This is a genomic window from Vibrio sp. B1REV9, assembly GCF_905175395.2.
GTDB classification, from domain to species: domain Bacteria; phylum Pseudomonadota; class Gammaproteobacteria; order Enterobacterales; family Vibrionaceae; genus Vibrio; species Vibrio alfacsensis.
This window is the reverse complement of record NZ_HG992747.1, coordinates 94,716-117,431: the sequence shown is the minus strand read 5'-3', so window position 1 is coordinate 117,431 and position 22,716 is coordinate 94,716. Positions and strand designations below refer to the sequence as shown.

17 protein-coding genes and 2 pseudogenes are annotated in these 22,716 nt (G+C 45.4%); 10 read left to right on the top strand and 9 right to left on the bottom strand.

Translation table 11 applies throughout. The annotated features are described in order from the left end of the window. Position 1: 1 nt before the first annotated feature. Together KHN78_RS21285 and KHN78_RS21280 are read right to left on the bottom strand one after the other, a co-directional pair. Positions 2-2,119 (bottom strand): FAD-dependent oxidoreductase, encoded by a 2,118-nt coding sequence (locus tag KHN78_RS21285; RefSeq protein ID WP_210205293.1) that lies wholly within the window; start codon positions 2,117-2,119, stop codon positions 2-4. An 18-nt stretch (positions 2,120-2,137) separates the two neighbouring features. Next, a complete protein-coding gene (locus KHN78_RS21280) occupies positions 2,138-2,968 on the bottom strand; it encodes an alpha/beta fold hydrolase (RefSeq protein WP_210205398.1) in 831 nt (276 codons plus the stop codon). Between the two features lie 316 nt (positions 2,969-3,284). Here KHN78_RS21280 and KHN78_RS21275 point away from each other — a divergent pair, with 316 nt between their 5' ends. The 3 genes and pseudogenes from KHN78_RS21275 (at position 3,285) to KHN78_RS21265 (ending at position 7,340) form a co-directional block, all read left to right on the top strand. Beyond that, complete coding sequence (locus KHN78_RS21275; RefSeq protein ID WP_411912362.1) at positions 3,285-5,174, top strand: long-chain-acyl-CoA synthetase; 1,890 nt, start codon at positions 3,285-3,287, stop codon at positions 5,172-5,174. Between the two features lie 16 nt (positions 5,175-5,190). Beyond that, positions 5,191-6,402, top strand: a complete 1,212-nt coding sequence (locus KHN78_RS21270) for a thiolase family protein (protein WP_210205291.1) — start codon at positions 5,191-5,193, stop codon at positions 6,400-6,402. Positions 6,403-6,405: 3 nt separating this feature from the next. Then, positions 6,406-7,340, top strand: a pseudogene (locus KHN78_RS21265) (OB-fold domain-containing protein). A 248-nt stretch (positions 7,341-7,588) separates the two neighbouring features. On the opposite strand, the gene KHN78_RS21260 reads toward KHN78_RS21265, so the two are convergent. Both KHN78_RS21260 and KHN78_RS21255 read right to left on the bottom strand, forming a co-directional pair. After that, positions 7,589-8,488, bottom strand: coding sequence for a hypothetical protein (locus KHN78_RS21260; protein WP_211919991.1), 900 nt, complete (start codon positions 8,486-8,488; stop codon positions 7,589-7,591). A gap of 1 nt (position 8,489) precedes the next feature. Further along, positions 8,490-8,879 carry a hypothetical protein gene (locus KHN78_RS21255; RefSeq protein WP_210205289.1) on the bottom strand — a complete coding sequence of 130 codons (390 nt, stop codon included), beginning with the start codon at positions 8,877-8,879 and terminating at the stop codon, positions 8,490-8,492. 430 nt (positions 8,880-9,309) lie between these two features. Between KHN78_RS21255 and KHN78_RS21250 the strand changes: the two genes are divergently transcribed. Both KHN78_RS21250 and KHN78_RS21245 read left to right on the top strand, forming a co-directional pair. Continuing rightward, positions 9,310-10,065: an acid phosphatase gene (locus KHN78_RS21250; protein ID WP_210205288.1), complete on the top strand. Its 756-nt coding sequence runs from the start codon at positions 9,310-9,312 to the stop codon at positions 10,063-10,065. Between the two features lie 433 nt (positions 10,066-10,498). Next, a complete protein-coding gene (locus KHN78_RS21245; RefSeq protein ID WP_210205287.1) occupies positions 10,499-11,551 on the top strand; it encodes an aspartate/glutamate racemase family protein in 1,053 nt (350 codons plus the stop codon). Between the two features lie 248 nt (positions 11,552-11,799). Here the strand turns inward: KHN78_RS21245 and phnX are convergent, their stop codons facing one another. The 3 genes from phnX to phnW all read right to left on the bottom strand — a co-directional run bounded on the left by phnX (position 11,800) and on the right by phnW (position 15,216). Then, positions 11,800-12,615, bottom strand: a complete 816-nt coding sequence (gene phnX / locus KHN78_RS21240; protein WP_210205286.1) for a phosphonoacetaldehyde hydrolase — start codon at positions 12,613-12,615, stop codon at positions 11,800-11,802. A gap of 91 nt (positions 12,616-12,706) precedes the next feature. Beyond that, on the bottom strand, positions 12,707-14,086 hold the full coding sequence (locus tag KHN78_RS21235; protein ID WP_210205285.1) for an aspartate aminotransferase family protein: 1,380 nt from the start codon (positions 14,084-14,086) through the stop codon (positions 12,707-12,709). A gap of 26 nt (positions 14,087-14,112) precedes the next feature. Beyond that, the gene (phnW, locus tag KHN78_RS21230) at positions 14,113-15,216 is read right to left on the bottom strand and encodes a 2-aminoethylphosphonate--pyruvate transaminase (protein ID WP_210205397.1); all 1,104 of its coding nucleotides are present in this window, start codon (positions 15,214-15,216) and stop codon (positions 14,113-14,115) included. Positions 15,217-15,482: 266 nt separating this feature from the next. Here phnW and KHN78_RS21225 point away from each other — a divergent pair, with 266 nt between their 5' ends. From KHN78_RS21225 to KHN78_RS21205, 5 genes and pseudogenes are all read left to right on the top strand, one after another. Next, complete coding sequence (locus tag KHN78_RS21225) at positions 15,483-16,493, top strand: putative 2-aminoethylphosphonate ABC transporter substrate-binding protein (protein ID WP_210205284.1); 1,011 nt, start codon at positions 15,483-15,485, stop codon at positions 16,491-16,493. A 325-nt stretch (positions 16,494-16,818) separates the two neighbouring features. Continuing rightward, entirely contained in the window at positions 16,819-17,925 is a 1,107-nt protein-coding gene (locus KHN78_RS21220; protein ID WP_210205283.1) for a putative 2-aminoethylphosphonate ABC transporter ATP-binding protein, read from the top strand. Between the two features lie 8 nt (positions 17,926-17,933). Beyond that, positions 17,934-19,658 carry a putative 2-aminoethylphosphonate ABC transporter permease subunit gene (locus KHN78_RS21215; protein ID WP_210205282.1) on the top strand — a complete coding sequence of 575 codons (1,725 nt, stop codon included), beginning with the start codon at positions 17,934-17,936 and terminating at the stop codon, positions 19,656-19,658. 9 nt (positions 19,659-19,667) lie between these two features. Continuing rightward, positions 19,668-20,372: a phosphonate utilization transcriptional regulator PhnR gene (gene phnR, locus KHN78_RS21210; protein ID WP_210205281.1), complete on the top strand. Its 705-nt coding sequence runs from the start codon at positions 19,668-19,670 to the stop codon at positions 20,370-20,372. Positions 20,373-20,479: 107 nt separating this feature from the next. Next, a pseudogene (locus KHN78_RS21205) lies at positions 20,480-20,605 on the top strand (multidrug transporter); the annotation flags it as partial. A 49-nt stretch (positions 20,606-20,654) separates the two neighbouring features. Here KHN78_RS21205 and KHN78_RS21200 read toward each other — a convergent pair. Both KHN78_RS21200 and KHN78_RS21195 read right to left on the bottom strand, forming a co-directional pair. Continuing rightward, entirely contained in the window at positions 20,655-21,743 is a 1,089-nt protein-coding gene (locus KHN78_RS21200; RefSeq protein WP_210205280.1) for a nucleotidyltransferase family protein, read from the bottom strand. Further along, positions 21,727-22,623, bottom strand: coding sequence for an HprK-related kinase A (locus KHN78_RS21195; protein WP_210205279.1), 897 nt, complete (start codon positions 22,621-22,623; stop codon positions 21,727-21,729). Before KHN78_RS21195 ends, KHN78_RS21200 begins: the two co-directional genes overlap by 17 nt. Positions 22,624-22,716: the final 93 nt, after the last annotated feature.

The window sequence follows — 22,716 nt, the reverse complement described above, 5'->3', positions numbered from 1 at the left end:
CTCAAATCGTAGCGGTAACTTTCCACGCCGATGACAGTGCCCCCTCGATATAATCAAGAGAGTGACAGTCACCGATTTGATGGACAGGATAAGCGCCGTTTATGTGTGATGCCATCGTGTTGTCAGTTTCTGCTCCGCTAGCCAAAATAACAGAACCGGCATTCACGGATTGTCGCTCTTCACTACCATTGAACGAAAAATGCACTTTATTTGTGTCGATTTCTTGGATTGAAACGCTGTTGTGTAGTGTCACACCAAGCTTTTCTACTTCATGTAGTACTCTCCAACGACGAACAATGGAGAGTTCCTTACCGAGGGTTTCTTCTGATTCCAAAACGGTCACTTTTCGTCCGCGTTGAGCAAGAAATTCTGCAAGCTCTAGTCCGACCAACCCGCCTCCTATAATGCAGACATCATCTGCCAGTGGCATCCATAGGTGAGATAATTTTCTGGTCGCTTCTACGGATCCAGTGATGCCGCTGAGCTGACCACTTTTAAGCATCGTTCTTTGAAATAAATTGAATTTTTGTTTGCCGATGTGACTGTCACCACTGGTCATGACTTTTCTTAGCTCATCACCGCTCCAAACATGTTTTTGTTCTGCTCCTTTGATTGATGGTTTACCCCTTAATGCCCCTGTCGCGACAACCACGTCATCGGGCTTTAATTCATCTATCAAGGATTGAGACGCTTTGGTATTGAGTTTCACTGTGATCAAAGGGTGGTCGATTTGTTGATAAAGGAAATCCAGTAACTTATTGTTTTCAGGGTAGACCATCGAAGCAAAAAATAGTGTGCCGCCTAAACGCTTTTCTTGTTCTAACAAGGTGACCTTATGGCCACGGCGAGCTAATTGGCTCGCGGCCTCCATTCCTCCGGGGCCTCCTCCAATTACAACCACATGCTTTTGGCGTTCTGGAAGCTTTAAAGGGTAATGAGCTTCGTGTCCCATCTCAGGGTTTACAGCACATTTTACGCGTTGATTGATGAAAATCTGACTGACACAGGTATAACAATAAATGCATGGTCGAATGTTCTGTGGCTCATTCGCGATAAGCTTATTCGGCAACTCAGGGTCGGCGAGTAATTTTCTTCCCATCGCCACAAAGTCACATTGGCCTTTTTCAATGGCTCGATTGGCAACTTCAGGTTCAAGACGTCCAACGGCGATAACAGGGATAACGAGCTGTTTGGCGACTTCAGTTGCCCAGTCGAGGAAACCTGCGGGTTTATGTACTAGCGGTGCTTCAGTAAATGCATCACCACTGGTGGTTGTGGCATAAGCGGAAATGCTGACGGCATCGATCCCCAGTCTCTCTGCAATTTTGGCGACATGGAGGCAGTCATCTAGACTAATCCCATCAGGCGTTCGCATTTCGCATGCATCGAGACGCAGCCATACTGGATATTCTCGACCAACGCGCTGGCGTACGGATGCGATGATTTCACGTAGTAGACGTGTCCGGTTCTCGAAACTTCCGCCGTACTCATCGGTACGTTTGTTGTAATAAGGAGAGAGGAAACCTGCGATGATGTAACTGTGCGCAGCGTGGATTTCAACGCCGTCAAAGCCAGCTCTTTTGGCTCGGTCGGCGGCATCAGAAAACCAAGTGATCATCTGTTCGATATCTTTCTTATCCATAACGCGAATTTTTACATTGCCACCTTTTGGACGAACAAATGTGGCGAGCTCTTGTTTTGATAACGCCGCCATCATACCCATTGGAGTCGGTGGTGGTACCGATGGTACCCAAAGTTCGCGACCCTCTGCCAAATCTCGAACCGCCGTTTTTCCTGCATGTTGAAGCTGAATCGCAACTTTGGCTCCGTGTTTATGTACACGTTCGGTCAGTTGCTTTAGACCTGGGAGAAAGTCGTCAGACGAAAGACCCACTTGATAGGGCTCGGCAGTACCTGCCGGATAGGCGATGGCTCCGACGCCCATGGTTATTAGTCCCGCTCCACCTTTTGCTCGAGCTTCGTAATAGGCTTGAATGCGTTCTCCGCAATGTCCGTCGGCCTCAGCTAGGTTAGTACCCATTGGCGCGGACACAATGCGGTTACGTATCGCCATTGAGCCGATCTTTCCTGGCTTTAGAAGATGTTCATAGTTACTCATATTGCCGTCCTTGTCGCTCTATTGGCCGAGAAGAAAGTCTAGGCACATCTTGTTGAACAAATCGGTATGCTCAACCTGAACCCAGTGTCCGCATTGATTTAGTAACAGAAACTTAGCCTCAGGCACATTATCGAGGAACTTAAAAACGCCTGATGGAGGATTAAAGCGATCATTGCTGCCCCAAAAACCGAGGACCGGGCAGGCCAGTTGATTCAGCTCTTGTGTCATGTTTGGCACCATCATTGTTGAGAACAACTCTTTTGGCTGCGTAACCGCTACTGCCACTCTTTCACGCAAAATATCATCAGAGAGCTGCGATGAATCATGCAGTTGTAGGCTCATGACCTCGCGCATTTCGTGGATTCCCATTGGACCTTGATTGTACGTAGCTACCATCTTTTGAATGCCTTCCATTTCAAAGTAGGTTTCACGTTCTTCAACGCCTCCTGGAGCCATGAGTATCAGCTTATTGACCGATAATGGGTATTTCAGAGCTTGTCCTAACGCAATTGCTCCGCCTAAGGAATTTCCTAGCAAGGTGCAGGGGCTAAGATGCAATGTTTCGATGATTTCGTTTAGGACACTCACAAAGAAGTCCAAGTTGTAATGCACATCATTTGGTTTGTCTGAACGACCAAACCCAGGGAGATCAAGAACGATATTACGAAAGCCTTGGCTGGCAAATTTTGGGTAATTGTTTTTGAAATTGCTGTAACCCGATGCGCCAGGGCCACTGCCATGCAGCCAAATCACGATGTCTCCTTCACCCTCATCGAGGTAATGTACCGTCAGTCCATTTTGCAATGTTAGGTAATACTGTTCAGGCAGATTTAGCGCCAAATTAGACATTGCTTTCTCCTTGCTGTTGTTATGCGTTCCAGTCGCAATGATAGTCATGATGCCATCGTCCACTTTTGCGGTGATTTTCGCATCGTCCATTCAGACCAGAGAGTGATTAAGGCTTTGATAGAGCGATTAGTCCCGTTGGACGATGTTGGCCGGAGTGATTTTGAAGACCATAAGTGTGGGAAAGAGGTGGGTTGCTAGTGTGGCAAACAAATAAGACAACGTCAGTGGCGCTAGGTTTGATAGATAAGAAGCTTACACAGCCCAATCTCTATAAATGAATGATTTATTTACAACAGGAAGTAATATGACAGACACAATGAGTCCGAAGGCATGTGACGCTTCTGGCCAAGTCGCAGACGTCATTTTACCTGTTCCTCGCAGTGAGACACAGGCAAAAATGGATCGTCGTGCGAAAGCGGCGATGTTGATAAAACCGTCTGATCAATACACGCTTGCTGATCGCTTTGAGCAGCAAGTACAGACATTCGCCGATCGTCCATTTTTGATCTATGGTGAGCATTCTTGGAGTTATCATGAGGTTGACCTACAGGCAAACAAAATAGCTCACGCCGTGTATGAAAAAGGCCTTCGACCTGGAGATGTGTGTGCTATCGCTTTGGAAAATCGCCCAGAATTCTTTTTTGTTTGGCTCGGCTTAGCTAAGGCTGGTATTACCGCTGCATTCATTAATACACAAATTCATGGTACACCACTCGTACATGCGCTTAGTTCGTGCAAACCAAAAATGGTGATCGTCGGTGAAGAGTGCGCGTCGTTATTTACACGAACAATGGATGAGTTCGAAGAATTTGCTCAATTGCCTTTCTATCTATTGCCAGACCCGGAAAATCCAGCCCATGAGCATACCAATGCGCGTTTTGATTTTGGGTTAGTGCAAGCACTTCAAACCGCAAGTACTAATTCATTTGATAAGTCCATCCGCTCTGAGTTGACGGCGGAGACACCATCGTTGTTGATTTTTACCTCAGGGACGACGGGTTTGCCTAAGGCGGCTATATACAGCCATATGCGTTGGCTCACTTCTGGTGACGTGATGAAAGTTACGCTCGATGCTGTGCCTGATGATAGCTTCTATTGTTTCTTACCTCTTTATCACGGCGCAGCCGCAACGTCGGTGACTTCTACTGCATTGGCCGCGGGCTCCGCGATAGTGGTACGTCGTAAATTTAGTGCTAGTGCATTTTGGCGAGATATTAAGCAGCACAAAGTGACGGTTGTTCAATATATCGGAGAGATTTGCCGGTATTTATTGAATCATGATGACAGCAAAAACGCAGGAAAAGGTAATCACAAACATCAGGTCAGAGCGATGCTTGGTGCTGGGCTTTCTGCGGAATCTTGGCGTCGTTGGCTTGATAAATTTGGTGCAATGGACATCTATGAGGGATGGGGCTCGACAGAAGCAAATACCAATTTGATCAATTTGGATAACTACATTGGTTCTTGTGGTCGTGTACCTGATAAAACAAAAACCAATTTTCTTTTGGTTAAGTACGATGTAGAGGCCGACCAGCACGTTAAAGACAGCAAGGGTTATTGTGTTCCTTGTGGGCCGTATGAAGTTGGTGAGGCTTTAGGCTTGATCATCAATCGACCAGACATGGGGGCAGGGCGCTTTGAGGGGTATGTATCAGCAGAGGCGACGGAACAAAAAATTATCCATAATGTGTTAATGGATAACGATGCCTATTGGCGTTCAGGTGATTTACTTCGCTATGACGATGACGGCTACTACTACTTTGTTGACCGAATTGGCGATACGTTCCGTTGGAAGAGTGAGAACGTGTCAACCCAAGAGGTAGCAACGGAGCTCGCTGACTTTCAGGGGGCTGAAACCATTAATGTGTATGGTGTGCAAGTTCCTAATCATGAGGGACGAGCAGGAATGGCGGCCATTGTAATGCAAAGAGGCGAGGCCTTCGATCCTAAAGCATTTTTTCAACTCACCGAAGCACGCTTGCCTCGTTATGCTGCACCACAATTTGTGCGAGTCTGTGAAGCCGCCGACATCACAACGACCTTTAAATTGCGTAAAGTGGATCTTCAACGTCAAGGTTACTGCCCTGAAATGTGCCAAGATCCGCTATATATTCGAAATGAAGCAAACGCCACTTATGAGCCTTATTCAATCGAAGTGCTAGCTGCAGTGGGATACCCACCATTTCAACCAACGAAACAGGGATAGGATAAGGAAGTCAATCATGGGATTAAAAGGAACCGCTGCCATTGTAGGTGCAGCGCAATACAAACCTGAAAAATATCAAACCGCGCCGCAAATGTTCCACTTAGAGCAAGTCGCTGATCTTGGTCGTCAAGCCGTGTTAGACGCAGGATTGAGCATGAAAGACATTGATGGCTTGGTATTACACGGCCCCCAGTTTCATGAAGCGTCTATTTTTGTTCCTGCTATGGCGGCAGAATATCTCGGCGTCGAGGTAAACTTTGCCGAGGTGGTTGATTTGGGTGGCTGTTCATCGGTTGGTATGGTGTGGCGCGCGGCGGCGGCGATCGAGATGGGGTTATGTCAGGCAGTATTATGCGTTATCCCAGCAAGAATGGCACCATTCGCTCCTGGTGAGGATTTAAGTTGGATGGCAGAAGCGATGCGTTATGGTGGTCATTCGACAGCATTCGGTGCTCCGGAGGCTGAGTTCGATTTGCCTTATGGGCATGTAGGACAAAATACAGGTTACGCCATGATTGCTCAGCGTTACGCTGCCCAATACGGTTATGACAAACAAGCAATGGCGAAAATTGCGGTTGATCAGAGATTTAATGCACAATATCACCCTGATGCGATTTTTAATGGGCAAACCATAACGGCTCAAGACGTTTTAGAGAGCAAAGTGGTGGCCGATCCTCTCCATGTACTGGAAATTGTGATGCCAGTGGCTGGCGGTGCTGCCGTCTTAGTGACGTCGAAAGAGCTTGCTAGCCGTGCACGTCATCGTCCGGCATTTGTAAAAGGCTTCGGTGAACGTTTGTCCTATAAGTCACCATCTTACAGTGATGAAATGACCGTGACACCATTGGAACGAGCAGCAAAACAAGCCTTTTCTATGGCAGGTTTAAAGCCATCCGATATGGATGCCGCACAGATTTATGATTGTTACACCATCACGACTTTGCTTTCTATTGAAGATGCCGGTTTCTGTGCCAAAGGCGAGGGGATGCATTTTGTAAATAGCCATAATCTTACCTTTAAAGGTGACTTTCCACTAAACACCCACGGTGGTCAATTAAGTTTTGGTCAAGCGGGATCAGCAGGTGGCATGTCTCAAGTTATCGAAGCATTCCATCAAATTTCTGGCCGTGCAGAACAAAGACAATTGCCGTCGTGCCATCAAGTGTTTGTGAGTGGTACGGGTGGCGTCATGAGTGAACAAGGTGCACTGATCTTGCAAGGAGCATAATCTATGAATCAATCAAAACTGATGCCGCTACCAACGGCAATTTCTGCGCCTTTTTGGCAATCACTTAAAGATGGCGTGATCCGCATTCAGCAATGCGGTGAATGTGATGGTTGGGTATTTTACCCACGTAATCACTGCTCACACTGTTTGAGTGATCAACTGACATGGCAAGAAGTATCGGGAGAAGCCACGCTGTACAGCTTTACCATTGCCCGAGTACCAACTATGGCTGAGTTTGCGAGCAAAAAGCCGCAAATTCTCGCGGTTGTACGCTTAAAAGAAGGCGTGCATATCAACACAACGATCGTTGGGGTTGAAGAGCAGGATCTCACGGTTGGAATGCCTTTAAAACCAGTGTTTGATGAAGTGGATAGTGATGGCACCACATTGCTTCAGTTTACGGCAGTAACAAACCGTACCGATAAGCTATCGTATGAAAACCCGCTTGATGGTTTGGGCAAAAACGAGCGTGGGCAGCTGCAAGTTTCTGTCGACAATCAGGCCGCGATTAACGCGTTACCATCATTAGGTTTTACGTCTTGGAGCAATGAGATAACCGTTGATCAGGCGCTTATCGACGATTTCGCAAAACTTTCTGGTGATGATTATTGGCTGCATACCGATCCTGAGCGAGCGAAAGAGAGAGTCCATTTGGAACTACCATCGCTCATGGCGCGTTGGTACAAGTGCTGCAATCTCGCTTTGATTTATCATTGCCCTATGAGATAACGGGGTTCGAAACGATGATGAACTATGGCTCGGATCGTTTACGTTTTCCTGCGCCCGTCCCTGTAGACTCTACACTGCATGCTCGTGCTCGAGTGAAGTCCGTCAATCAAACGGCAAAAGGGACACAGCTTACTTTAGAGGTGATGATACACGTGGTTGGTAATGAACGCCCTTCAGTAATTAACGAATTGGTGATTATTTACCGATAGTGCATATATTGTTGAAAAGAAAGAACGGTAGTAAGTGGCAGAGCTTTATTGCTAAATAAAATCGACATAAGCTACCGCTTTTATGTTGAATCATCCCTCACGACTTATGCGCACGTAGAGTTCAAGCCGCACCCAAGTATCCATCGTTTAATGTAAAAGATCCAAATTACTAGAATGAGCTATTTGTTCAAACTTGATGTATTCAGAAAGCACTAATGGCAATGAACCTCTGTTCTAATCATCAAAGGTTAACAACGAGGGAGAATTTGAGATCGTAAATAGTTTGTGGACGATACAGACTCTCCTATACCAATGAACTCATAATGTTTATGACGAACAGTTGTCTTGCCTCGACAACACTTCTTGAATTTGAATCCAGAGCCACAAAAACACTTCTGATTAGGCTTCAACTCAACATAGTCATCATTTGCCTTATCCAATTCAACTTTTAGTACATCTTTGAACCCAAGCGGTTTTAGCTTACCTTGAAGAACGTACTGTCCAAGGTCTCTCAATACGAGCATATTTGGATGGTTGTCGTCAGCGCCAATAACACATCTTTTGTCTTCTGGATGTTCAACAAGTGCAAGATGGTCGAATTTCTTGATGTTCTGTACGATACCAATTGCAATTTCACCATCGTATAATTCACCCTGTATGTGACAGCATTCAAATGAGTCAATGTCTTCACCACAGATGCTGCAATTACAACCCTCGAAGATGATTCCAGTACTGGAAAACAATTGATACGGATAAACGGACTCAATCGCTTTTAATTGCACTTCCAAGAAGTCCAGCAACGCAGAATCATGGTCACTGAACCTCTTCATATTACGAAGGTTGTCCAACGCATCTTGCAGTGAACACCACGACTTGTAGTACTGTCCATGGAGTATAAATTCCCAAAATCTCGATAGATGATTCAAGACGTGAAATTTACAGGTTTCGATAAAGATGCTGTTTCTTTCATGACGTCGGGCGTCAGCTTTGACTTTATCCAGTTGTGAGATAACAGTGCTAGACATTTCAACGGCTTTACTAAATTCAGCCTGATTGATTGTATCCAGTATCACACGTTGATGATGTTCACTGTACTCGTGGTAATTCTCACAATCATATCCTTTCATGCTGCTAAAAACTAAGTTCAATCTAGTTACCATTGAAGAATGTATTAGGGTCGAATTTCTTTACTGTCTTCGAGTAGTCATCAGCTGTACCTTTGAAGTGGAATCGCTTGGACTCACCATTTGGCCCATTAGTAACCTCAGCACATACTTCGATAGTGTTCATATCTGACTTCATCGAACCACGGAATTTAAAGCTCATGTATTCATGGACAAGGTTTAGATAGTTAACAAGGTCAGGTGACGTAAAGAGTTGAACGAACGGTAACAGCAAAGAGTGATCATTGAGTTGGTATCTTGCTTTGTTTTCGGGAGTTGAAATTGTTACATCAGGATATGATTGTCGAATCCATTTGCAAAACGTGGAAGCCTCTGATGCCAACGAGTCATTTTCTTCCATGATTTTAATGTGCATAAGTCGCCTTTAATCAACGTGTTAATTTTGTTTTTAATATAGTCAACGACCTTACATCCAGTAAGCCTACTTGGTCAAATGGCTACTTGATGAACTATGACTTTGAAACAACCAACGCTTAGTATTTTTGGTTTAAAGTGCAATGAATTTGGCTTGATGGCAGAGTTTCTCATCTCATTATACGATCACGATACTTCCACTAATCAGTCTTCACGCAAATAGGATTGAAGTACAACTCAGAAATGTAGGATTGTTACTCCTAACATTTTTGAGCGTTCCATTTGAACAAATATTGTTTATCCCAGTTTAGTGTAACTAGCCTTAACTTTTAGGAATAATCGTTATTACTCGAAAGGGCATCGGGCTATAGATAGTATTGGATTCAGTTGTTAAGAATAATCCTGAAATCTTTAATTCTGGGGGAAAGTAAATGAAGAAAGCTCTAATTTGCGTAGCGCTCACTTTACCTGCATTTCACGTGCTCTCTGCGCCAACAGACATCAATTCGCTTGAACGTATCAACTACGGAAACTATCAGTTTTACCAGCCATACATTGAAACGGTACACACAATAGATTTGATTGCACCGCCACCAGAAGAAGGAAGCAAACAAGATATCGAAGACAAGCGTGTTGGGGCTATCGACTTTTCCGTTGATGATCCAGCGAGAATGGCTCAAGCGACACAAGATGCACGTATCACTCCGGAATACTTTGCCAAGATATATGGTGATGTCTTAGGCGTGAAGATTACTGCAGAATACGCACCTGCGATGTATACCGTTTTGGGACGTAGCATTGCTTCTTTTGGTCTTGCGACATCAGACTCTAAAAAGCACTACGACAAAGCTCGCCCATTTGCAGTAAACGGCTTACCATCTTGTACGCCCTATGCCGAAGACTACCTATCTAAAGATGGGTCGTACCCATCTGGTCATACTGCATCAGGCTATGGGGTTTCACTCGTTGCGGCAGCAATTGCACCAAACGATGCAAAAGCACTGACAGAGCGAGGTGCGGATTATGGTTACAGTCGAGTTGTTTGCAACGCACACTGGATGAGCGATGTGGAAGCAGGGAAGAAAGTGGCGCACATAGTGTTTGATAAGTTAAAGGCAGATAAACAATTTGCAGAGGACTTACAGGCTGCGCAACAAGAGTACATCGCGCTAACCCAACAGAGATAAATCTAAATAGCGACAGGCGGCAGCGTTGCCGCCATGTAGTGCACCTCCTGTATATGACGGAAAGTAACCAAATATGCCTTTAGGGCAGAGATAAGTTCGACTGCGTATTACGTTTGATTGTTCAGATAGCGTTGCTGTTCTTATAGCTGGTTGACTGATGTTCGCGATTTCGTATTTTTGATCTGGCTCACTCTTGTAGTTTCGAATTTTCTAGGTCACTGATTTTACGTGTGTAAAATCGACATGAAGATGTACGAGCGAGGTGAATAGCCATATTCCGTCGTTGTTCTCGGCATCATTTTCCCCAGGAGATTCGCCAACACCAGCCCACACCACTTTGGCGGTAACAATGAGCTTTCGGAAGCCCATTTTGTGCTTTTCTCTAGGCTGGTTTTCTTGTGGCTTTCTCCGAAAAGTCGTAATAGGAAAAATAATGAAACAAAGAATTGGAATTATTGGTGGCTTAGGTAATGAAGCGATGGTCGATCTCGTTAATAAAATCGCTCACGATCCAAAACACACAGAACACGAGTACGTGGTGTTTGGTAATTCTCGCCTTGCCTATAAGCCAGAAGAGGTGGCGCTAAAATGGTTGCCAACCGATCCGCCAGAGCAACGAAAATACGATACCGCACTTTATACATTGCGTTTGATGCAGCACTTGGGGTCTACAGTAATGGGCTTGGCATGCAATAGCGCGCATGAATTATTCCGTGAGATCATCGCCGATATTCCGGTTCCTTTTGTCGATATGTTGAAAGAAACGGCTGCGACACAGGTGGGGCAAACGGAAGACATTTTGGTGATGGGCGTGACGAGCTTGATGGAATCGGGTTTGTACCAACAGGCATTAGCGGAATGCGGTGTGTCGTCTTTCTCGCCATGTGACGAAAATCAGCTAAAAGTGATGGAAGCCATCTACAATACTGAGTTCGGCATCAAAACATCACAAATCACTCCCCAAGCGGAACAACTACTGTGCGACGTGATCTGTGATGAAGCGTCGCGTTCGTCGTTTAAGAAAGTAGTTTTAGGATGTACCGAGCTGCCATTGGTTCTGACACCTGAAAATGTCGCACGTTTTAAAGCAAATGACATGCTCCCTGATTATGTTGAAGTGATCGATGCCTCGATGGTTTTGGCAGCGAAGTTGGTGAACTCGAAAGGCCACACGCATGAGTTGGAAGCTCCCATGACATCATACCGTCGCGATAATTTGGACTGGTTTTTGCCGTTTGCCATTGAAGTCACGTCACTGGCATCCCTTGCCGACGTTCAAAACCGTATTTTCGCGCTGACAGCGCAGTATGCGAAGTCCGAAAATAAGGCCATAACGGGTAGTTACGCGCATTTGCCTACGCTATTTTTCTCCAGAGAAGCCAAAGAGGTGAAAAAGAAGCTTATCCAGTTAGATATTGAACCCATAGCAGAAGATGAACTGACCGACCAGCGTGTGTTGGCCGCATTAAAGCTGCACTTTTCGTAAACGTCGAAAACTTCGACAATGATTATGGCGCTTCCAGATGGAACAGAGTTTGTCTCTATGAGGACACCTCTGTTGAGATACTGCATCAATGGAGTGCTGCTTTAGACGTTTAAAAATAGAATAGATATGTTTTCTGGTTGATGGGGAGATATTAATATCGTTACGTTCGGCACTTCCATGTTAGAAAGTGCCGCTGATATTCTTCATTCTCCAAGCAAGTTTTAAGTGTATGAAGCTTGAAATTACTCTTATGGATGCTCTCCAGCCATTAGGCGACGTTCAATATCCGCAACCACTTCTGGGAAGTCGGCAATAGTATCGATTAGGTAGTGTGGCGAGCTCTTGAGTAATTTTGCACGTGCTTTTTCACGAGCGGCATTAAGCGTTTCTTCATCTGCTGCTTGGTATTCTTCAAAAGTCAGACCCGCTTCGTTACCAGAAAGCAGCAGACCAACAGTCCACATCCCAGCGTTATGACCCTCCTCGATGCCCGGTGCAGCGTCATCCACTTTGATACACGCATTAACGTCGGTAACATTCAGCTCAATTACGTTCTTTAGTGCCATAAATGGTGCAGGGCGACCACCTTGAGGCAGGTCATCCGTTGCTACTACGTAATCTGGTTTGTAGCCGTAATCCGCTGCAACTGCAATCAATACGTCCATTACTTCGCGAGGGTAACCAGAACAAGAGCCGATCTTGATGCCTTTGTCTTTCAGGCCATTCACAACCTCAATCGCATTGAGAATTGGCTCTGCGTGGTCAGCCACTTTTGCTTTTTGCAGAGGCATAAATGCTGCGTAGATAGCGTCGATGTCTTCGCTGGTCATTGAGCGACCAAACTTCTCATTCCAACGCTTATCAACCGTAGGGAGTCGACCCACCGCTTGGATGTGATCCCACTTACCAAGGCCCATTGGCTCGCGCGCTTCTTCAAGATCGATATCAAAATCAAATCCTTGCTTGAACGCTTCCACAAAGATGCTAGTTGGCGCGAAAGAGCCGAAATCGACGATAGTGCCAGCCCAGTCAAAGATCACTGCTTGAATTGGTGAGTTGCTCATGTTCAATCCTTTTTCTTGCTTGCCAGAGTGCTTGGCCAAATGTTGGAACAGCGCTCTGAATAAATGGGTTTTTCGTTGAGGTCTATCGACCCTAAAAGTAGTCAAAGTCTTTACACACTTTGGCGATCGCTTCTTCAACGATCGCCAATGCTTCTGTCAGTTGTTCGCGAGTGATGATCAGCGGTGGGCTGAGTTGAATCACATTGCCTTGCGATACCTTAAAGCTCATGCCATTGTTGAGGCATTGATACAGCACAGCTTCCGCTTCGTCATACGCGCGAGCTTTGCTTTCGTGGTCAGTAACCAGTTCAATGCCCCACAACATGCCGATGCCGCGTACATCACCAATCACAGGGTACTTGGCTTTCATTTCTAGCAGCTTTTCACGCATGAACCGGCTGTTGGCTTTGGCTTTATCTAACAAGCCGTCTTGTTCAATGGCTTCCATGGTTGCTAGTGCCGCAGCACAACCGATAGGGCTTTTCTCATGAGTGTAGTGACCCATGGATATTTTCTCGGCGGTGTTGTATTTGTTCTTGGTTATCATGGCTGCGATAGGCACTAAGCCACCGCCCAAGCCTTTACCGATACAGAGCATATCTGGCTCGATGTCGTAGGCTTGGTAGGTAAACCATTCGCCGCTACGACCCATGCCATTAGGTATGTCGTCGATGATCAGCATGACATTGTGTTTGTCACAGATTTCACGGATGCGTTTCCAGTAGGCTTTACTTGGCACTTGAACATCCGTGTTGCGAACCGCTTCCGCGATAAACGCGCCCACGCCACCTTCTTTCTCAATTACGTATTCAAGGTAATCGGCGTAATGCACATCGCTACCGTCAGCGACTGGGAAAGCGCCACGATAAGACACCGCAGGTGGAATGCGCTCAACACCCGCCATCAATGGTCCCATGCCTTGACGGAAACACGCTTCGCCACCGACTGAAATGGCATCTAGCGATGCGCCGTGGAAGGAGTCCCATAACGACACCACCTTGTAGTTGCCCGTGATGTGGCGTGCCAATTTAAGTGCCATGCCCACGGCAGATGTGCCACCCGGAGCAAACAACACGCGGTTCAATTCGCCGCCACAGATTTGGGTGAGTTTTTCGGCGCATTCAATCGCGGTCTCGTTGGTAAAACGACGTGGTGAAAACGGCAGTTTAGCAATTTGCTCTTGCACACGTTTAATTACATGCGGGTGACCGTAGCCCAATTGGTGAATATTATTGCCATGAAAATCCATGTACTTTTTGCCCGTGGCATCTTGGATGTAGATACCCTCTGCTGCTTCTAATGTATCTAAGCAAGGCGTCGACATGGCTTGATGAAGAAAGACCTCTGAATCACGCTTCAATAATGCTTGCGTGCGTTCGTCGTCCATCGATGCATTCCAAGCTTGGCGCGCCAGTGTCGTGTTGACATCGCCTTCGCTGTGGAAATGGGTCGGTTTGATATTCTGAGTCATAACGCTCTCTCAATCAGCAAACTGCTTTACGCAACTTTCCAGTACATTGCTTTTTCAATTGCACCGATTAAGCGCTCGATATCTGCTGGGTAAACTTCGCCAATGTTGCCGATACGGAAGCAATCTGCGTTCGATACCTTACCCGGATAAATCACAAAACCTTGCTCTTTCAAACGCGTGTAGAACGCTTTGAATTGGTAATCGCTGTGCGTCGGAGAGTAGAAAGAAGTGATGATTGGCGAGTGAAGGTCATCATTCAGTAGAGGTTCGAAACCCAAAGATCGCATACCTGCAACCAGGGTTTTCTGGTTAGTTTGGTAACGGTTGTGACGAGCTTCAATGCCGCCTTCTTGTTCTAGCTCTAACAATGCTTGATAGAAAGCACGAACCGTGTGCGTTGGAGACGTGAAACGCCATTTGCCGTGGTTCACTTCCATGCAGTGCCACTGTTCGTAAAGATCAAGGCTCAAAGAACGTGCCTGACCTTCGCACTTTTCTAGCTCAGTTTGTTTCGCAATCACAAAGCCAAAGCCCGGCACGCCTTGAATACATTTATTGGCAGAGCTGATCATAAAATCGATGCCTAGTTCTGCGATATCAATAGGAATACCACCAAAGCTCGACATGGCATCGAGAATCACTACTTTACCGTGTGCTTTTGCAGTAGAAGCAAATGCCTCAATTGGGTTCAGCATGCCAGTCGTTGTCTCGCAGTGAACAATCGCCACGTGTGTGATAGCAGGATCCGATGCCAATGCAGTTTCCACCTCATTCAAGTGTGGCTGTGATGTTTCGCCTGGGGAAACGACATGGCATGGAATATTTAGGTAATCAGCGATCTGAGCGATACGTGCACCGTAAGCACCGTTGTCGACAACCAACAACTTTCCATTTTTGCCAATGGCGCTGCCGATTGTCGCTTCTACTGATGCGGTGCCGCTACCTTGCATTAGTACGCTGGTGTAGCCGTCTTGTTGAGTCGCCAGTTTTACAAGCTTAGTGCGGATCACTTCTACAATGTCTTTGTTGTATTCATCATCCCAAGTACACCAGTCTTTTAGCATGGCCTCACGTACCGTTTCAGAAGTAGATAGAGGACCTGGAGTCAGTAGTAGGTATTCATTTTTCATCTCGATTTCCATTAGAATAAGTCAATTGGTCTACACCAAAATTCAAGTTCACTCTAACGAGGAAGAAAAGGGCAGTAAATAGGCGAATCTCCAAATTCATAAAACTTTAATATCCAGAAAATGGCGGATCAATTTAACGATTATTCATCGTTAATTTTCGTAAAACTGCCATTTAATGGTCATGATTTCGTCACAAAAGCTCAGTAGGGTGGCTATTGTCAGCTGGTACAGACCAAATAAGAACTTAGCCAAATTAACTGGAGAAAATGATGAAAAACCGTTTGATGAAAGGATCGCTGGCTGCACTTGTCTCTCTGCTAGCTACGAATGCCATGGCAGCACAGGAAGTCACGGTTTACACCGCTTTCGAAACTGACATTCTTGCGAAATACAAGTCTGCGTTTGAGAAAGATAACCCAGATATCAAGATTAAGTGGGTTCGCGATTCAACCGGTATCATGACGGCGAAATTGCTGGCAGAAAAGAACAACCCTCTAGCGGAAGTGGTTTGGGGTCTTGCTGGCTCGTCAATGGCACTGCTTAAAGACGAAGGTCTTCTTAAGCATTACACACCAAAAGGTTTGGAAGAGCTGCACACGAACCTAAACGACCCTCAGTCAAACCAAGCTTGGTTCGGTAACGATGCGTCCTTTAACGCAGTCTGTTTCAACGAAGCGGTAGCGAAGCAACTTAACTTGCCTAAACCAACGTCTTGGGACGACCTAACGAAGCCGGTTTACAAAGGCCACATTGCAATGCCGAACCCTGCTTCTTCCGGCACTGGCTACATGCAGGTTTCTGCTTGGCTACAAAACATGGGTGAAGATCAGGCATGGAACTACATGCGTGACTTAGACAAGAACATTGCACACTACACGCACTCGGGTTCTAAGCCATGTGTTCAAGCGGGTATGGGTGAAGTAGCTATCGGTATTTCGATGGCAAGTCGCGGCGCCAAGCTGAAAACACAAGGCGCACCACTAGCGGTTATCACACCAAAAGGCATCGGCTGGGAATCAGAAGCGGTTGGTCTAGTAAAAGAGTCAGATAAAGCGAAGCGTGTTGTCGACTGGTCAATCTCTAAAGCGGCAAACGAGCTTTACGTAGAAATGTACCCAGTGGTGGCACATAAAGAAGTGAAAGCGACCGTATCTAACTTCCCAAACGTTCAAGAGAACATGGCGAAGATGGACTTTGCGCAAATGGGCAGAAAGCGTGCAGAAATTCTAGCGGCATGGTCTGAGAAGTTTGATGCGAAATCTGAGCCAAAGTCTTAATTGAATTTGCTTTGAGTTGAATGTTGAAATCCACCTCGGTTGAGGTGGATTTTTTGTTTTCTCTGTTATTTCAGAGTTTGTTGAAAGTAGATTCCTAGTCTCACCTAGGTTTGCTGGAATGACGGACTTAAGAAAGTTGGGAGCTTCTATCCACACTCACAACGTCATTCTTGAGAGCGACGGAGGAGCGAGTCGGGGATCTCTAATTACCACTTGACCAAACCTTATCTTTCTTCATCTATTTGTCATCTTCTGGCTATCAATTTGTCATTGGAACGTAACACTTCAAAATTAAATTTGGTATATACCATTTGGAGCGTGTGTTATGTCAACTAACCAACATTACCTATATATTGAAAATGTAGTGAAGCAATTCGGACAGTTCACTGCATTAAAGAAAATCTCGCTAGCGATTGAAAAAGGCGAGTTTGTTTGTTTCCTTGGACCTTCTGGCTGCGGTAAAACCACTCTGCTACGTGCCATTGCAGGTTTAGACCTACCAACATCTGGTGCAATCTTTCAAAACGGTCAAGAGACCACATTCCTACCCCCAGAGAAGCGCGATTTCGGCATCGTGTTCCAATCTTACGCGCTGTTTCCGAACCTAACTGTACAAGAGAACATTGCGGTGGGTTTGAAGAACCAAGGTATGTCGACCAAAGAAGCGTTAGAGAAGGTGGACTACTGGCTAGAAACCATTGGTCTTCCAACCTCTGGCGAGAAATTTCCTAACCAACTTTCTGGTGGTCAGCAGCAGCGTGTTGCTTTGGCTCGTGCATTAGCGTTGTCACCGGGTCTACTGTTACTTGATGAGCCGCTGTCAGCGCTAGATGCAAAAGTACGTGTTCACTTACGTGACGAGATTTGTAAGCTGCAACGTAAGCTTGGCATCACCACCATCATGGTCACTCACGATCAGGACGAAGCGCTGTCGATGGCAGACCGTATTGTCGTGATGAATCATGGTGTGATTGAGCAAGTCGGTACGCCACAAGAGATCTACCAACAACCAGCCACGCGCTTTGTCGCTGAGTTTGTCGGCAGCATGAACTTTATTGAAACCTCAGTCGCAACGGACTCCCAAGTGCGCATTGCAGAAACCTTGATGCCAGCGCCAAGTTTGACCAATCGTAAGATTCAACGTGGTGACCGCTTTGATCTTGCTGTGCGTCCTGAAAGCATCAAGTTCGTTGAAAATTACTCAAACTCTTTACCCGTGCGTGTTACGGGAACGGAGTTTCTTGGTGCGTTTTTCCGTATTGACTGTGTATTGCAAAACGACCTGTCAGCAAAAACGATTGTGATTGATGTCTCTGTTGAAACAGTACAGAAACTCAATATTCAAGCTGGTGATGTACGTTACATCCAGTTTGCGGAAAGAGGGTTATATGGTTACGCCATCCCCTCTGTTGATAAAGCACTAGTGGTATAGGTGTAAACATGGATGCGAAGACAATGACGATGAATAGCCTCACCACTCAAGATAAAGCAAAATCCTTACTCGGACGTGTCAGCCGCGACAACCTTGTGTTGTTTGGTTTGCTTGCTGGCTTGTCGAGCATGATGGTGCTGTTCATCTTAATGCCGCTTTGGGCAATGTTGACTAAGAGTGTGCAAAATGCCAATGGTGAATTTGTCGGTTTGGCTAACTTTGCGACTTACTTTTCCTCTTCAAGTTTGTGGGTGTCGTTGGGCAACACCTTTACTTTGGGCGTAATAGTGACCTCGGTAGTGGGTGTGCTTGCTTTTGGTTATGCCTACGCGCTGACTCGTTCCTGTATGCCGTTTAAAGGCTTGTTTCAAATTCTAGGTACCGCGCCGATCCTTGCGCCTTCTCTACTGCCGGCGATCAGCCTTATCTTTTTATTTGGTAATCAAGGTATTGCCAAAGAGATGCTACTTGGTAACTCGATTTATGGTGTTATTGGTATTTCGATGGGATTGATCTTCTGGACATTTCCACATGCACTGATGATTTTGACCACTTCGCTGCGCACTTCAGATGCTCGTTTGTATGAGGCCGCCCGAGCACTTAAAACCTCACCAATGAAAACCTTTTTTATGGTGACGTTACCTGCGGCAAAATACGGTTTGATCAGTACGCTTATCGTGGTCTTTACGCTAGTTATCACGGATTTTGGTGTGCCTAAAGTAATTGGTGGCAGTTATAACGTTCTGGCGACTGACATCTTCAAGCAAGTGGTAGGGCAACAAAACTTTGCTATGGGGGCGGTGACTAGCATTATGTTGTTATTCCCTGCGGTAATGGCGTTCGGCGCAGACCGTTGGGTACAGAAAAAACAAAAGAGCTTATTCGACATACGCTCGGTGCCTTATCAGCCAGATCCTAACAAAGCGCGCGACAGCATTTGTTTGGTTTACTGCAGCATCATTTCTATCGCAGTGCTGGCAGTGCTTGGCATGGCAGTGTATGGCTCGCTAGTTACGTTCTGGCCTTGGAACAAAGCGCTGACGCTAAACAACTACAACTTTGCCGAAATGAGCACTTACGGTTGGAGTCCATTCTTCAACTCACTAACGCTGGCAGGTTGGACGGCGGTTATTGGTACAGCTATCATCTTTGTCGGTGCTTACTGCATTGAGAAAGGGCGTGCGTTTGGTCCAATTCGCCACGTGATGCAAATGCTTAGCGTGGTTCCAATGGCAGTTCCGGGTATGGTGCTTGGCTTGGGTTACATCTTTTACTTTAATGACGCGAACAATCCTCTGAATGTGCTTTATGGCACCATGGCATTCTTGGTGATTAACACGGTAGTGCATTACTACACCGTGGGTCATATGACAGCACTGACAGCGCTAAAGCAGTTGCCATCGGAGATTGAAGCCACAGCAGCATCGGTGAAGCTTCCTCAATACAAGTTGTTCTTTAAAGTGACATTACCTGTGTGTTTTCCTGCAATTTTGGACATTGCGACTTACTTGTTTGTTAATGCATTGACCACCACTTCTGCGGTAGTATTCCTTTACTCAACCGATACGATTCCGGCTTCGGTCTCGATTCTGAATATGGACGATGCAGGTCAAACTGGCGCTGCTGCGGCAATGGCGGTGATGATCATGATTGCTGCCGCAATTGCGAAGATTGTTCAGATGACTTTGGGTAAATTGTTAGAGAATCGCACACAAGCTTGGCGAAAAAGATAAGGACACTTCGTGCAATACGTAAAAATTAAAGATTCGATTGTTGAACAGATTGAAGCGGGCATGCTATCGCCGCGTCAAAAACTGCCAGCAGAGCGCAAACTGGCGGAGTCGTTCGATACCACGCGTGTTACTTTGCGCGAAGCGCTGTCGCTCCTGGAAGCCGAAGGTCGAATCTATCGCGAAGATCGCCGAGGTTGGTTTATCTCTCCGGAGCCATTACGTTACGACCCAACACAAACGCTAAACTTCCCTAATATGGCAAAAGCGCAAAACCGTGTGCCAAAAACGGAGTTGGTGGCAGCGAAAGGAACGTTAGCAAACAAACTGGCAGCCCGCTTGCTGAACTTACAGCCTTTCTCTGATGTGTATCGCGTCGACCGTGTTCGTTACCTTGAAGATCGACCTGTGGTGTACGTAACAAATTATATTCGCCCAGAGTTGTTTCCAAATCTGTTAGCCCACGATTTGTCGAACTCACTGACGGATATCTATCGCGATCACTATGGTGTGACCTATCAAAAGATTCGCTATCGCATTTCAACCAGTACCTTGTTGGGTGAAATGGCTCAGGCACTGCGCGCGACATCGGGTACGCCAGCAATGGTGGTAGAGCGTATCAACTACAACCAATATGGGGAGCTGATTGACTGCGATATTGAGTACTGGCGGCATGATGCTATCAGCATTGAATCCCTTGCTGAACTCAATCGCTAATTGGATTTTCGCATCATCTAAGGCTCCATCTTGGAGCCTTTATTTTATTCAGACAGGAATATTGAAATGGATTTGTTGGCGATTGGTCTCGTCGTATTTTCTGCTGTTCTGCCTGTGCCATTCTTACCCCTTATTTGATTTGGTATTTGGCGACGATCGGTTGGGCATCATTATCGAATGAGTTTTGGGGATTGCTATTCATTAGCGGTATTTCACAAATGGTTTATCTGGTTTAATTCATGCCTTGATATGATTAGCTACTCAGCCAGCATTTACCACCGATCATATTAGGTCATGGACTTCTTCCTTTGTTTTTAATTTATCGAGTGACTTTTTCGTTAAGTGTGGAATGAGTAAACGCAGTGGCATTCTTTTTAAGTGGCCTCTTAAATACAGCACGGTTTCACAAAACCAGTGACGCTTATTCCTTAAAGGGGGGTACATGGAAGTGAAGATACTTAAAAAACAGAAATCTAATAGTCGAAGATAAGCTGCATTAGGTTTGAATTCATTGAAATAATGTTGAACATGTCTTGGTATCTCTGTGTTGAAGATTTGATGGCAGTATCGAAGCGCTAGGTAAACAGACTGCTCATTCCCGATCTCATGATGGAGCTTGATAATATCATCCCAAAACGAGGGGCTTTTTGAATAATGTTTCACGAGAATATTGATGTCGTAGAGATCTCTTAGGCCCTTGTGATATTCACTTTCATAAAACAAGTGAATGGCACTATGAATCAACATCGCATGAGGTTTAAGAACTTTTTGGTATTGATGCTGTTCAAGCGGGGTGGATTGCTTGAACAAGAATCGCCCATCTACAGGATCTTTTAGTGTTTTGGGTAAAATATTAAAATGAACATCGAGTTCAACTTGGCGATAAATATGGTGCAAAGGTGGTATTTCTTGTGATAAATGACGGTAGAACTTTTCATCGTAGCTGTTGATGTCCGATGAAATCCAGCCGTTAGCATGCAGCGCCGCTTCGACGCTTGGTAAAGCATCTTCCTCAACCAAAATGTCTAGGTCATTCATCATTCTGCCAGCAAAATGGTTCATCTTATTGAGGTGGTAGGCACCTCCTTTTAGGTAGATCCACGTTACTTTTAGTGGGGAGAGCACGCGTGAAATTTCTTCAACTTCCTCTTTTAATTTTTTTTGTTGGTTTAGATAAAACAAGCTTGCAGACTCGAGATGCTGCTGACATTTTTTCGGTAATGATTCCCAAATTCCGTGTCGTTGGCATTCTTGTTGAAGCTGCGCAAGCATGTTGAAATACCGAGCCTCTGCAATCACAATAGAGAGCTCCCTTTGCGAAAGGCTTATCAGTAGTTCTGGGTTATTGAGTACATCAACTAGCTTGTTCACAGTGATTGTTTTCTTCCATATATTCAGTTAATGCGAGTTCACATGCTTCAAAATCGCTGTATTCAATATAAACAGCGTCACATGTCTTTACGAGCTTCTTTGCACACTGGAATCCTATTGTGTTTAACATCCCAAAATTAAAACTGTTTTGTATTACCTCTGTTAATGCGGTGGGTTTATCTATTGGCTCAATAAACATCTTTTCTTTGGGGGTATAGTTTACGAAAACCAATAGACGAGGGAAGGCGGTTTGCTGGGCGTTTTTAGTGCTCTCAAAAGGTGGCCTTAATAGACACACGGTACCTTTGTGAGTATCGACCGCAACTTTGCTGAAACTGGTTTGATCATAATATGGCCGCATGACTTCAATGGATTGATTTTTTAAATTCATCGGCCTTGCCATACCGTGCATTTCTAGTGTCTGAATGTCGATTAATGCCAGCTCATCAGATAGTAATCGCCAGCCTTGCGACGCTAAGTAAGCACATAGCGTGCTTTTCCCTGAGCCTGATGGGGCCGAAATGATGATTCCTTTGCCGTTTTTTTCTAATGAGGCGGCATGAATAATGAGATATTGATGGGCTTGGGTGGATATGACCCAATTCATACCCCATTCCAATAGTGCATGAGCCTGATCCAAAGGTAGGGGCTTAAATGGTTTGAGGTGGTTAAAGAAAAACTCAACCTGTGGTTTTAGGAATCGACGTAACCAAGTCCCGTGTTTTATCGAAATAGAAAAATCGATAAACGGGTCGTCGTGGTGGCATAAGTTGTGTTGATAGTGTTTAAATAGGTAATCGTGTATTGAGGAAACATTTGATTCAATTTCAAATGTAAAATCACCCACTTTCAGTAGGTGTTTTTCTGTTTTAAGGAACATTAACCACTCACTCCTTGAGTAAAATTATCCTCATTGAAACCAATTTTTCTGTTATTTCATTTAGGCTTTCGTGCCTCTTGTCCATAAGATCAT